Source organism: Microbulbifer sp. CNSA002, assembly GCF_047324085.1.
Classification (GTDB): domain Bacteria; phylum Pseudomonadota; class Gammaproteobacteria; order Pseudomonadales; family Cellvibrionaceae; genus Microbulbifer.
The window spans coordinates 3,683,544-3,696,507 of record NZ_CP172449.1 but is presented as its reverse complement, the minus strand read 5'-3'; the positions used below and the strand labels follow the sequence as shown (position 1 = coordinate 3,696,507).

Genomic DNA, 12,964 nt, shown 5'->3' with positions numbered 1-12,964 from the left:
ACTTGCGCCACACAGTTGGCACTATAGCCAGCTAATCATTTGATTTTGCAAGGGTTTTTATTCCGCAGTGGCCACAGATCTCTCTCATATCCGCAATTTCTCCATTATTGCCCATATCGACCACGGGAAATCTACCCTGGCTGACCGCTTTATCCAGGACTGTGGTGGCCTCTCCGATCGGGAGATGGCTGAACAGGTGCTGGACAGCATGGAGCTCGAGCGCGAGCGTGGGATTACCATCAAGGCGCAGAGTGTGACGCTCGACTATGAAGCGCGCGATGGTAAGACCTATCAGCTGAACTTTATTGATACCCCCGGACACGTGGATTTCTCCTATGAAGTGTCCCGTTCTCTGGCAGCTTGTGAAGGCGCGCTACTGGTGGTAGATGCCGCCCAGGGCGTTGAGGCCCAGTCGGTTGCCAACTGCTATACAGCCATTGAACAGGGGTTGGAAGTTATCCCTGTCTTGAACAAGATGGACTTGCCCCAGGCAGACCCTGAAAAGGTTGCCGAAGAAATTGAAGATATTATCGGTATCGATGCCGCCGAAGCGACTCGTTGCAGCGCTAAGTCTGGCCTCGGTGTTGAGGATGTACTGGAAGATCTGGTGCGCTTGGTACCACCGCCTGAAGGCGATGTCGATGCTCCTCTACAGGCGCTGATTATCGACTCATGGTTTGACAGTTACCTGGGCGTTGTTTCCTTGGTGCGTGTTGTACAGGGCACCCTGAAAACCAAAGAAAAGATTGTCACCAAATCTATCGGTCGTGCCCATGTTGTGGACAGCGTGGGAATCTTTACACCCAAGCGCCACGAAACCGGTGTACTTCGCGCAGGTGAAGTGGGCTTTGTGGTGGCAGGTATCAAGGATATTCATGGCGCTCCTGTGGGCGATACGTTGACCCATGCTAAGGGCGCCGATGATATTGATATGCTGCCGGGCTTCCAGAAGGTTAAGCCCCAGGTTTATGCAGGCTTGTTCCCGGTTAGTTCAGACGATTATGAGGCTTTCCGGGATGCGCTGGAGAAGCTGTCGCTGAACGATGCCTCCCTGTTCTACGAACCAGAAACATCCGATGCCTTGGGCTTTGGTTTCCGTTGTGGCTTCCTCGGCATGCTGCATATGGAAATTATCCAGGAGCGTCTGGAGCGGGAATACGACCTGGATCTGATTACCACAGCGCCGACCGTGGTTTATGAAGTTGAGCAGTCAGACGGTGAGATAGTGATGGTAGATAATCCATCGCGCTTACCCGATGTAGGCTCCATCGAAGAGATGAGGGAGCCGATTGCCGAGGTGAATATTCTTGTACCTCAGGAGTATTTGGGCAACGTCATCACTTTGTGTGTGGAAAAACGCGGTATTCAAAAGGACATGCAATACGTAGGTTCACAAGTGTCCCTGCGCTATGAGCTGCCGATGAGCGAAGTGGTTATGGACTTCTTCGACCGTCTCAAATCCGTAAGCCGCGGCTTTGCCTCTTTGGATTACAGCTTTGTCCGCTTTGAAGCGGCCAAGTTGGTGCGACTGGATATCCTGATTAATGGTGACCGGGTGGATGCTCTGGCGCTGATTGTCCACCGCGATAATGCGCAGCAGAAAGGCCGCGCAATGGCGGAAAAGATGAAAGAGCTGATTCCCCGTCAGATGTTTGATGTGGCGATCCAGGCGGCTATTGGTGGTCAGGTGGTTTCGAGAACCACGGTGAAGGCGCTGCGCAAAAACGTGACGGCCAAATGTTACGGTGGTGATGTTACTCGTAAGAAGAAGCTGCTGGAGAAGCAGAAAGCGGGTAAGCGCAGAATGAAGCAGTTGGGCCGTGTTGAAGTGCCGCAGGAGGCATTCCTGGCGGTACTGAAGGTGGATCAGTAGGGCTTCGGCCCTGCGCCACGACGAAAAATAAGGGATAGTAGAGAAAAGTAATGGATATAAATTTACCTCTGATTCTGCTGTGGTTGGTTGTGATTAGTGGCGGAATCTGGTTAGTTGACAGTCTGTTTTTCGCCCGTCAACGCAAGAAGAATGTCGGGGACCAGCAAGAAGATCCGATCGTTGTCGAGTACGCGAAGTCTTTCTTCCCGATTCTGGCGATCGTATTTGTTCTGCGCTCTTTTATTGTCGAGCCCTTCCAGATTCCTTCAGGTTCAATGATTCCAACATTGGAAGTTGGGGACTTTATTCTGGTCAACAAGTATGCCTACGGTGTGCGCTTGCCAGTGTCCCGAACCAAGGTAATGGATGTGGGTGAGCCCAAGCGCGGCGATGTCATGGTGTTCTTTCCACCCCACAATAACGATACTTACTACATCAAACGGGTGATTGGGTTACCCGGTGACAAGATAGAGCTGAAGAACAATGTGCTCTATGTCAACGGTGAGATGGCTCGCCAAGAATTGATCCGGGCCATCCCGCCGAGTAACCCGCAAACAGAAGTCATGTGGGAAGATCTCGATGGCTATCGCCACGAGATGCAGAAAAGTGTCCGCCCCCGGCAGTACAGTAACTTTAGTGGTGTAGTGCCGGAAGGGCATTATTTTATGATGGGCGATAACCGCGATAACAGCCTCGATAGCCGGGAGTGGGGCTTTGTCCCAGAGAAGGATATCGTCGGCAAAGCTTTCGCCATTTGGATGCACTGGGACAAGTTGCTCAGTTTGCCCAGCTTTAAGCGTGTAGGCTCAATCCAATAAAGAAACCAGCCGGGCGTTAGCCCGGTTATTTATAAAGGATAGAGGGCATAGTTATGGGTAGTAAACTCAACCTTTCACTGCAGCAGCAGCGCGGTATGAGCTACTGGGGTTGGCTGCTGATTATCGCGATGTTGGGATTTGCTTTGACCTGTGTGTCCAAGATGGCACCGGCCTACGTAGATGCTCGTTACGTTAACGAAGGGCTAAAAACCCTCGGTCAAAACCCAAACCTGGAAGATATGACCACGGGTCAGATTAAAAAAGAGCTGAACCGTTTTTTCCTGGTAAACAATGTGCGCGGAGAGCCTACTAAATCTGTGCAGGTAGTTCGTGGTGCAAAGGGTTCTGTTGTGAGCATCAATTACGAACTGCGCCAGCCGCTGATATACAACGTAGATGTTGTGATGAAGTTTAATAAACAGCTCGACACTGCGAAGCCGGAGCTTTGCTGTGATGCGCTGATCGATCTGGAGCAATTCCGCAAACGTGACTGATCTTTTATTGGAACGCCTTTGCAAGCGCCTCGGCCATGATTTTGATCAGGCCGAGCTGCTTGAGTTGGCTCTTACTCACCGATCCCATGGGAGTCGTAATAATGAGCGCCTGGAGTTTCTCGGCGACTCGATACTCGGGTTCACTATCGGCGCGGCACTTTACGAGCAGTTCCCCAACGGGCGCGAGGGGCAGTTGAGTCGCTTGAGGGCACAATTGGTTAGCGGTGAAACCCTGGCAAAACTTGCGCGGGAGCTGGAAATTGGTGATTGCCTGCGCCTCGGTGAAGGTGAAATGAAAAGTGGCGGCTTTCGTCGGGCATCGATTCTGGCCGATGCCGTAGAGGCTCTTATTGGGGCCATCTATCTGGATGCCGGTTTGGAGGCTGCGCGCTCCCGGGTACTTGAGTGGTTTGCATTGCGCTTGCAGGGCCTATCACTAGAGACCGTGAAGGATCCCAAAACCCGCTTGCAGGAGTGGCTGCAGGCGCGTAAAAAACCTCTGCCGGAATATAAAGTCGTAGATGTTTCTGGCGCTGAACACGCACAGCATTTTGTAGTGGAGTGCCGTGTCAGTGGCCTTACGCAGCCCGTAAAAGGCGAAGCCAGCAGTCGCCGTAATGCTGAAAAGACTGCGGCGGTGGAAGCTTATAAGCTCCTCACCGGGCAGGACTAACCTTACAATAGAAACGACGCGCCGGATCCATTTCCCGCATCGTAATGACAGCCTCCTGTATCACTGGGGGCGCTTCTGGCTCCGGGGATTCCCGGAGACCTCCAACTCTTTCGGAGAAATTTCTTGAGCGAACAACCTTCTCGCTGTGGCTATGTCGCGATTGTCGGCCGCCCCAATGTGGGAAAATCCACACTGTTGAACCACCTGCTGGGGCAGAAACTCGCGATTACTTCGCGCAAGCCGCAGACCACCCGCCACAATATGCTCGGTATTAAAACCGAAGGTCCAAACCAGATTATTTTTGTCGATACTCCGGGGTTGCACTCCGATCAAGAAAAAGCGATTAACCGCTATATGAACCGAGCTGCCGCCAGCGCTGCGCGGGACGTGGATGTAGTGGTGTTTGTTGTAGAGCGCACTCGTTGGAGTGAGGCAGACCAGTTGGTGGCAGATAAGCTGCGCGGTATTAAATGCCCATTAATTATCGCCGTGAACAAGGTGGATCAGCTCGAGGATAAAGCTGATCTGCTGCCCCAGTTGCAAGCCCTGGCTGAGGAGCACCCGAAAGCTGAAATTGTTCCCATATCAGCCTTGCGTAACGTAAATCTGGATACTTTGGAAGAGGTTATTCTGAAGCATTTGCCTGAGGGGCAGCATTTCTTCCCCGAAGATCAAGTGACCGACCGCAGCTCGCGCTTTCTCGCAGCAGAAATTGTTCGCGAAAAAATTATGCGTCAATTGGGTGCCGAGGTTCCCTACCAAGTTACTGTGGAGGTAGAGGAGTTTGCCCAAGAGGGTAAGGTCTTGCATATCAGCGCTGCTATTTTGGTTGAGCGGGCGGGCCAAAAACGTATCATCATTGGAAATAAGGGCGAGCGAATCAAACAGATTGGCAGCCAGGCTAGAGAAGATATGGAGCGCTTGTTTGATAGCAAGATAATGCTCAATTTGTGGGTGAAGGTGAAATCTGGCTGGTCTGATGATGAGCGGGCTCTGCGCAGTCTCGGTTACAGAGACGAGTAATCATCAGGGCAATTTCCCCTGGACCTATGAAAACGCCTCAACCGCCTCAACCCGCATATATCCTCCATTCGCGGCCCTATAAAGACTCCAGTTTGATCCTGGAGCTTTTCACTCCCGATTACGGCCGGCTGGGCTGTGTCGCCCGAGGGGCCCGCCGTGACAAGCAGCGCCGCCAACAAGCGTTGCAGCCCTTCACCCCGTTGCTTGTCACATTGATGGGAGCGGGTTCACTTAAAACGCTCGGTCCAGTCGAAAATGTTGGTGTACCACTATGGCTCAAGAGCCGAGCGGTTTATGCGGGCCTTTATGCCAATGAACTGATGGTAAGGCTCCTTCCCGAGGGCGAGGCGCATTACACGCTGTTTGCAGCTTATCAGAGCCTGCTGGAATCTCTGTCTCAGCTGGAGGGACTCTCCAACGCTGAACTGGAAGGTCCGCTTCGTCGCTTTGAGTTACAACTGCTCTTGGAGCTCGGTACCTGCCCGTCCCTCAATATTAGCGGCCCGCAAGGAGACCCTGTAAGTGAAGATGGGGTTTATCGCCTGGATGATGAGTGGGGTTTAATTCCTGTTCACCGCTCCAAAGATGAGAGTCTGGGAGAGTATTTTTTTTCGGGTGCCGAACTATTGGGGATGGACAGCGCTATGAATGGGGGTGGCTGGTCAGGTGAGGCTTTAGCACCTGCAAAGCGTCTTACACGTTTATTGTTGAGGAAAGTATTGGGGGATAAGCCTTTGCAGAGCAGAGAGCTTTTTCGACAGGTTTACGGAAAAAAATGATTGTTAGTATTGGCACCGATATTTGTAACTACGACCGTATTGAGGTGGCGTGGCAGCGCTTTGGTGATCGCTTTGTTGAGCGTGTTCTTAGCAGTGCGGAAAGGAAGGACTTTTATGCTATGGCTGAGCCCATCCGCGCTGCATATCTGTGCAAGCGATTTGCGGCGAAGGAGGCTGTAGCCAAGGCCTTGGGCACAGGGATTGGTGAAGGGGTTTCCTGGCAAGACATCGATGTCCGTCGCCGCAAGGGCGCTGCACCGCAGGTGGTACTGGCGGGCGCAGCTGAGGAGAGGGCCGAAAAACTTGGTGTGGACAGAATCCACCTCAGCCTGTCTGATGAAAAAGACTCGGCCCTGGCATTTGTCGTATTTGAATCCTGCTAGGCAACTACCTCCAGGCCAAAGAGCGCATCCAAGTCTTGTTCAGAAGCCCACTCGCGCAGGGCCCGGATCTCCCTGAGAACAGCATTGAGTTTGCGCTGGTCAAAGGCTTGGGCATCGGAGCCTTGGATAGTGCGCAATGCCTCTTGTAACACGCAAGTTGATTCTCTCAAACGTGAAACTCCGCAATAGCAGCAGCCACCGTGCATGCGATGAGTGAGTTCGAACATGCCCTTGTAATCCCCAAGGTTGTACAACCTTTCCAGCTCTCTCTCATCTGAACTGAGACCGTCAATCAACATGCGCAGCATGTCCCTGGCCAGCTTGGCATCCCCGTTGGCGAGGGTCAGGCATTCGCCAATGTCTACCAGGCGCATCTCTTCAATCTTCACTTTTTCTGCGGCCTGGGGAGTGATGATCTTAAGCCAGCGCTTGATCATATGGGAGAGCTGGGCCTCGCTAACAGGCTTGCTTAAGTAGTCGTCCAGTCCCGCAGACAGCAGGCGTGCTTTTTCTTCGGCGCCGGCGTGGGCGGTAAGGGCAATGATTGGAGTACGGCGGCCGGTCTCCTGCTCACGAATCAGGCGTGTAGCTTCGATACCATCCATCTCGGGCATTTGAATATCCATAAATACTAGGTCGAAAGCTCCCTGCTGCCAAAGCTGTAGAGCTTCTTCGCCGCTTGCTGCAATAACGACTTCTACATCTTGTGCTCGCAGAAGTTCGCCGACCAGTCGGCGGTTTGCCGCGTGGTCATCCACTGCCAGCACACGCGGTGGTGCGGGCCACGGTAGCGCCTGTACCCCGCCACTAACCCGTTGTTGCCCCTGCTGTGGTACTGCTCGTTTCAGGGATCGCAGCAAATTGTCTCGGGTGACGGGTTTGCTAAGGAAAGTGAGAGTGCGGGTGCGCAGTTGGTCGTAGCAGCGACGCAATTCAGCGGGTGGGCCCAGTACGATCACGCGGCACTGATAGGTATCAACCAGCGACTGCACTTTGCTACTGAAATTATCAAAATCACCTTTGGCAGTAGCTGTATCGATAATAACCGCATCCGGTAGGGCATCGTGCCGCCACATTTGCTCGATTGCCGGTTGCAGAGTATCGGTATCGCCGAGTTCTATGGGCTCCACTTGCCATTGGCTGAGTAGCTGGGCTACCTGGGTCCGTGTAACTGGGTTGGGGTCTGCAAGTAAAATTCGGCAGCCAGGATATTGAATACGCGGATACATGCCTCGATTGCGTTCAGCCTGGAGGGAAATTTGCACCCAACAGGTGCTGCCGTCATTGGCTGTTTCTTCAATACCTGTGCAGCCGCTCATCCTCTCAACTAGGCTGCGGGCTATAGACATCCCTAAACCATTTGCGCTGATTTGTTGGGTGAGCTGTGGGGACTTGCTGGTGAGGATGTTCTCAATTTCACGGCGACCAGCCTCGTCAATACGGTTACCCAGGCCGGTAACCGAAATACGGAGTACAAGTTCTGAGTTATTAACGCTATGTACTGACAAGCGCACGGGGATATTGCCATTTGCCGAGCTGCGCACCGCGTTACCCACCAAGTTTGTAAGTATTTGCTTAATTCGTAATGGGTCTCCGATTAAAGTGGGAGGGAGTTGAGAATCGATCAAAGGCACCAGTTCCAGATGGTGCTCATAGGCGTTTGGGGCCAGTATTTGCAGGGTCTCTTCAAGTAGTAAGCCAAGGTCCATAGGGATATGGTCAAGGACCAGGTTGCCGGACTCAATGCGGGAAAAGTCCAGGATGTCGTTGATGGTAGTCAACAGGTTTTCCGATGAGCGTAAAATGGTTTGCAGGTAATCCTGCTGTAGCTCATCAATTCCAGTTTTTAACAACAGGTTGGTAAAACCGATAATTCCATTTAAAGGTGTGCGAATCTCGTGACTGGTATTGGCTAGGAACGTCGATTTAATCCTGCTTGCTTCCTGCGCCCTTTTACGTGCTAAGTCCAGCTCAATATTTTGTTCTTCCATACTGTCCAGGGATTGGCGCAGGTCATCCATAGACTGGAGCAAGTTGGCTTTGTATTCCTGTTGGTAACTGGACAGGTTTTCAGCCATCTCGTTAATTTGGTTTCCCAGTTGAGCGAGTTCTCGATTCTCCGTTTCATGGGTGCGTCGATCAAACTCACCTCTGCCAATCGCCTCCAGAGTATGTCCCATTCTAATCAGGCTGTGAGCAAAGCGCTCAGACATGATGACCGACCAAGCCAGCGCGGCTAGGGTACAGAGAATCAACCCCACCAAGCCTACGAGTAAAACTTGGTAAGTTCCCACCAGGAAATAGGGGCGATGTAGCTCAATACTTATCCAGCAGGTGGTGATATCGCCTTTCAATGGCTGTAAAACCTGAAGGGTCTCATCATCTTCAAAAATAAAGGGTTCGCGCTTGTTAAGGGTGTCTCTGCTAATGGGGGTACGTGGACGCGGCCCGACACTGGCCAGCAAGCTGAGTCCGGTGCTGGGGTTGAGAGCTAGCTTGGGGCTGGGTTCGGTGGAGTAGACATGAACAGATCTGACCATATCTTTTTCCAGCATAAGCGCCAGCAAACTTTTACGCAGCCATTCCATTCTAAGTTCAGCTGGATGGCCCCCGCTCATCTCAATTAGTTCAGCTAGCTGTTCGGCGCTGGCTCGACCGTGGCTTAATAGCAATTGGCGACGATCGTGCATTTGCTGCAGGGTGAAAACGAGAGCGAGGAGCAAGGACAGGATTAGTGCGGGTGCTACAGTAAGGCGAAATACCAGGGTTCGTAAGGATCGAGGTTGCTCTGGTTCCTCGATTGAGAGAATAGGGTTGCCTGGGGCCATGTTAAGAGGGGCCTTGTACGATTATTTTTCCCTCATTTTACCGTTATGTACATCTGAGCGCACTCATTCACTTATCAGAAAACGCTTCTTTTTTGTCACAATATGCGCGTTTTAGAGGCTCAAAGATTCACGGTGCCAAGATTAGATAGCGCGGCATAGCCATCTGAATAATACCGCTTCAGGTATAACTCCCTTAATAACCTGGGTAGGGAGTAGACCAAAGTAGACGGTATTTAGTGCATAGTACCGCTTGCTGTACACTTGAACCCCGCGAGATTTTTCTGGAATTTATTGCATTATGGATTATCCAACAATTGCTGACTGCGTAGGCAATACCCCGCTGGTTAAACTACAGCGCCTGCCAGGTGATACCAGTAATACTGTTTTGCTCAAGCTGGAAGGCAATAACCCTGCGGGTTCGGTAAAAGACCGCCCGGCACTTTCAATGATCAACCATGCGGAAGCTGCAGGATATATTTCTCCGGGAGATACCCTGATTGAAGCGACCAGCGGTAATACGGGAATTGCCTTGGCAATGGCTGCAGCGATTAAGGGCTATCAAATGATATTGATTATGCCCGACAGTGCTACCGAGGAGCGCAAGGCTTCAATGACAGCTTATGGCGCTGAGTTGATATTGGTTAGCGCTGAAGAAGGTATGGAGGGGGCGCGGGACTTAGCTTTGCAAATGCAAGAGGATAAGAAAGGATTGGTACTGAACCAGTTTGCCAATAGCGATAATCCCCTGGCTCACTATGAGGGAACCGGTCCGGAGATTTGGCAGCAGACCTCTGGAACGGTGACTCACTTTGTCTCTTCAATGGGTACAACCGGTACCATTATGGGATGCGGGCGTTACTTGAAGGAGCAAAATCCCGATATTCAAATCGTTGGATTGCAGCCAACTGAAGGCTCCAGTATTCCGGGGATTCGCCGTTGGCCGGAGGCATACTTACCTAAGATTTTTGTTCCTGAACAAGTGGATATGGTCATGGATATGGACCAGCGAGAAGCTGAGGATATGACTCGCAGGCTGGCGAAAGAAGAGGGTATTTTTTGTGGCGTTTCCTCTGGAGGGGCGGTAGCCGGTGCTTTAAGGCTGTCTGCGCAGCTAGAAAATGCGACGATTGTTGCAATTGTCTGTGATCGTGGAGATCGTTATTTATCTTCAGGACTTTTTGCCTCCCCAAAATAGCTCTTACTTTTATTCTCTAATTTATCTTATTTTATTGATCAATGCTGGAAATAAAGTGCTTTAACTCCAGCATTGTGCCTGATATCTACTAGCAAAAACTTTGTGAGATTCGCAGCTTTGTAAAGTGATTCGCCAATCAATTTACAATCATCTCTTTTGCCCCTTTTTTTGGGGGGAGCCTCTAATCCTCCTGCTATATGTGCATTGCCAGTTAAAAAAGCAATAACTAAGCCGGTAAATACAAAAAAACTGATAGTTTGTAAAGTTCGGTAAAGCCTTGTTTTGTGTTCATGTAGAGGTGGAGAAATTCACTTTTAAGTAACAAATGCAACCTGTTCACTTCTCTCGATATTCCCCAATATCACAATTTTAGTTTTCTATAGGCATTGGTTTTGCAGGTTTACTGTTGGTTAAAAGGTCAACAAGCTGGACAAGACTTATACCCTCCCACTCAAATTGGTACGAAAAACTGCTGAATTTCGCGCAGCTTATTGAAATGTATACAGAAAATCATGGACTTTGGTGAGTTCAAACCTATGATAGAGAAGCGCTTAATCCAGCATGAGCACTGAGTAAATGTGCTGCTAAGCCAGGTAACGACAAAATTATGCCAATAACACAAATGACTCTTGTTAAAAGATGGTTCAAGTAAGAAAGCATCATTCCTTTGGTGGAGAAGGTGAACTCGACCTTGAATCCTGGTTGCGCCATGTACAGAAGCTCGCGGGCCTGGATGGTTCTGCGATAGTAACTTTGCGGCGCGCAGCTGAGGTGAGTGCCGAAGCAGAACAGCGCGCAATTGAGGCGGAAAATATCTGGGCTGAGGGCGCTAGCAGTTTTGCCACAGGCCTTGAGATGGCTGAGATTCTCGCCGACTTACAAATAGACTCAGAAGCACTTGTCGCGGCGGTGCTGTACCGTGCCGTACGTGAAAAACGCCTGCCACTGCAAGCTGTGGAAAAAGAATTTGGTGAGCGAGTTGCCAAGTTGATTCGTGGTGTTTTGCGTATGGCTGCGATTCGCAGTCGCAGCGCAGATACCGGAGAAGAAAGCCCGAGTGGTGCGGTAGAGGAACATTCAGAGAATATCCGTCGTATGCTGGTAGCATTGGTCGACGACGTGCGAGTCGCTTTGATCAAACTCGCTGAACGTACCTGTGCCATTCGTGCTGCAAAAAACTCAGAGCCGGCTAAACGCCAGAGAGTTGCTCGTGAAGTGGCCGATATTTATGCACCCCTTGCCCACCGCCTGGGAATTGGTCATATCAAATGGGAATTAGAAGATCTATCTTTTCGTTATCTTGAGCCGGAAGATTACAAGCAGATTGCTCGCTTGCTGGATGAGAAAAGACTGGCTCGGCAGCAGTATATCGACGAGGTATTGGAGCTATTGCGCTCTGAACTCGAGCGCGCCCATATTGAAGGTGATGTCTACGGGCGAGCAAAGCATATCTATAGTATCTGGCGGAAAATGCGCCGGAAAAATATCGGCTTCTCCCAGGTTTATGATATTCGCGCAGTGCGTATTCTTGTCCCAACAGTAAGGGATTGCTATGCGGTTCTGGGTATAGTGCACAACCTCTGGCGCAACATACCGAATGAATTCGATGATTATATCGCCTCCCCCAAAGAAAACGGTTATCGCTCTCTGCACACGGCTGTAATTGGCCCGGAGCGAAAGGTGCTCGAGGTTCAGATCCGAACTTTTGCTATGCATGAAGAGGCGGAATACGGTGTTTGTGCTCACTGGCGTTACAAGGGCACTGATCTTAAGAGCGAGAGTAAAGATAGCTACGAGCAAAAAATATCCTGGTTGCGCCAGGTGCTCGACTGGCATGAAGAGGTGGGAGGTAACCCACTACAAGATGATTTGCGCTCCAGTGAGGCAGATTCACGTATTTATGTATTTACCCCCGGCGGTCATGTTGTAGACCTGCCTCGGGGTGCAACACCATTAGATTTTGCATACAAGATCCATACAGAAATTGGTCACCGTTGTCGTGGGGCTAAAGTAGATGGCCGAATCGTGCCGCTCAACCACCGGTTGGAGACAGCCAATCAGGTTGAAATCCTCACAGGAAAACTCGAAGCGCCGAGTCGCGATTGGCTCTCTTCGGGCATGGCCTATATCACTACCTCCCGTGCCCGAGCCAAGATTATTCACTGGTTTAAGCAGCAGGCTCGGGATCAGAATATCGCCGATGGCCGCAGTATTCTCGACCGGGAATTTAAGCAGCTGGCGCTGAGTGATTTCGATTTCGATAAGTTGGCAGCCAAGCTCAACATGCATTCCCTAGAGGACCTCTATGCGGCAGTGGGTGCCGGTGATATAGGCGTGGGTCAGGTTCTCAACGCAGCCCAGCGAATGGTGAAGGTCGACAATGTGCCTCGGGTACCATCGCTGACGGCTCCAGTTGCCCGGGGAGAAGGCAAGGCAGATGTTTATATCGACGGAGTGGGTAATTTGCTCACCCACATTGCCGGCTGTTGTAACCCCGTTCCAGGCGATGAAATTATGGGATATATCACCCTTGGGCGCGGGGTTTCAATACATCGTAAAGACTGCGCAAATATGTTGCGTATGCAGGTTGAGGAGTCTGAAAGGGTACTCCAGGTAAGTTGGGCGGAAAAACCCCGCGAACTTTACGCCGTTGAAATTATGATCGAAGCCTACGATCGCCAGGGCCTGTTGCGAGATGTCACGGTGATGCTGGACAGTCAGAAAATTAATATTACCGCTATGCAAACCCGCTCTAATAAGAACAAGCATACGGTAGAAATGATCGTGACTGCTGAGATCCACAACTTTGAAGAGTTGAGCCAAGTTTTACATCGGATCAATCAACTGCCCAATGTGGCAGCGGCAAAGCGGCGAATTCTGCGCTGAACGTTGAGTAAG

The 12,964-nt window shown here is 51.0% G+C and carries 10 protein-coding genes; 9 read left to right on the top strand and 1 reads right to left on the bottom strand.

Annotated features, from left to right (window positions below; translation table 11 throughout):
* Positions 1-67 precede the first annotated feature (67 nt).
* The 7 genes from lepA to acpS all read left to right on the top strand — a co-directional run bounded on the left by lepA (position 68) and on the right by acpS (position 6,043).
* Complete coding sequence (gene lepA / locus ACG1BZ_RS16310; protein WP_413662746.1) at positions 68-1,873, top strand: translation elongation factor 4; 1,806 nt, start codon at positions 68-70, stop codon at positions 1,871-1,873.
* A 50-nt stretch (positions 1,874-1,923) separates the two neighbouring features.
* Positions 1,924-2,691, top strand: coding sequence for a signal peptidase I (lepB, locus tag ACG1BZ_RS16305; protein ID WP_413662745.1), 768 nt, complete (start codon positions 1,924-1,926; stop codon positions 2,689-2,691).
* Between the two features lie 53 nt (positions 2,692-2,744).
* On the top strand, positions 2,745-3,185 hold the full coding sequence (locus ACG1BZ_RS16300; RefSeq protein WP_413662744.1) for a DUF4845 domain-containing protein: 441 nt from the start codon (positions 2,745-2,747) through the stop codon (positions 3,183-3,185).
* The gene (gene rnc, locus ACG1BZ_RS16295) at positions 3,178-3,858 is read left to right on the top strand and encodes a ribonuclease III (RefSeq protein ID WP_413662743.1); all 681 of its coding nucleotides are present in this window, start codon (positions 3,178-3,180) and stop codon (positions 3,856-3,858) included. The genes ACG1BZ_RS16300 and rnc overlap by 8 nt, the downstream gene beginning before the upstream one ends.
* Before the next feature lie 123 nt (positions 3,859-3,981).
* Positions 3,982-4,881 (top strand): GTPase Era, encoded by a 900-nt coding sequence (gene era / locus ACG1BZ_RS16290; RefSeq protein WP_282931965.1) that lies wholly within the window; start codon positions 3,982-3,984, stop codon positions 4,879-4,881.
* Positions 4,882-4,973: 92 nt separating this feature from the next.
* Positions 4,974-5,660 (top strand): DNA repair protein RecO, encoded by a 687-nt coding sequence (gene recO / locus ACG1BZ_RS16285; protein WP_413662742.1) that lies wholly within the window; start codon positions 4,974-4,976, stop codon positions 5,658-5,660.
* Positions 5,657-6,043: a holo-ACP synthase gene (gene acpS / locus ACG1BZ_RS16280; RefSeq protein ID WP_413662741.1), complete on the top strand. Its 387-nt coding sequence runs from the start codon at positions 5,657-5,659 to the stop codon at positions 6,041-6,043. Before recO ends, acpS begins: the two co-directional genes overlap by 4 nt.
* On the opposite strand, the gene ACG1BZ_RS16275 is transcribed toward acpS, so the two are convergent.
* A complete protein-coding gene (locus ACG1BZ_RS16275; RefSeq protein ID WP_413662740.1) occupies positions 6,040-8,871 on the bottom strand; it encodes a response regulator in 2,832 nt (943 codons plus the stop codon). The genes acpS and ACG1BZ_RS16275 overlap by 4 nt on opposite strands.
* A gap of 298 nt (positions 8,872-9,169) precedes the next feature.
* On the opposite strand from ACG1BZ_RS16275, the gene cysM reads away from it, so the two are divergent.
* Both cysM and relA read left to right on the top strand, forming a co-directional pair.
* Positions 9,170-10,066: a cysteine synthase CysM gene (gene cysM / locus ACG1BZ_RS16270; protein WP_413662739.1), complete on the top strand. Its 897-nt coding sequence runs from the start codon at positions 9,170-9,172 to the stop codon at positions 10,064-10,066.
* A 639-nt stretch (positions 10,067-10,705) separates the two neighbouring features.
* A complete protein-coding gene (gene relA, locus ACG1BZ_RS16265; RefSeq protein ID WP_413662738.1) occupies positions 10,706-12,952 on the top strand; it encodes a GTP diphosphokinase in 2,247 nt (748 codons plus the stop codon).
* The last annotated feature ends 12 nt before the right edge of the window (positions 12,953-12,964 follow it).

Excerpts from the sequence above, each read along its gene's own strand:
- lepB (WP_413662745.1), top strand. The coding sequence starts at position 1,924 with ATGGATATAAATTTACCTCTGATTCTGCTGTGGTTGGTTGTGATTAGT.
- ACG1BZ_RS16300 (WP_413662744.1), top strand. The coding sequence starts at position 2,745 with ATGGGTAGTAAACTCAACCTTTCACTGCAGCAGCAGCGCGGTATGAGC.
- acpS (WP_413662741.1), top strand. The coding sequence starts at position 5,657 with ATGATTGTTAGTATTGGCACCGATATTTGTAACTACGACCGTATTGAG.
- ACG1BZ_RS16275 (WP_413662740.1), bottom strand. The coding sequence starts at position 8,871 with ATGGCCCCAGGCAACCCTATTCTCTCAATCGAGGAACCAGAGCAACCT.
- cysM (WP_413662739.1), top strand. The coding sequence starts at position 9,170 with ATGGATTATCCAACAATTGCTGACTGCGTAGGCAATACCCCGCTGGTT.
- relA (WP_413662738.1), top strand. The coding sequence starts at position 10,706 with ATGGTTCAAGTAAGAAAGCATCATTCCTTTGGTGGAGAAGGTGAACTC.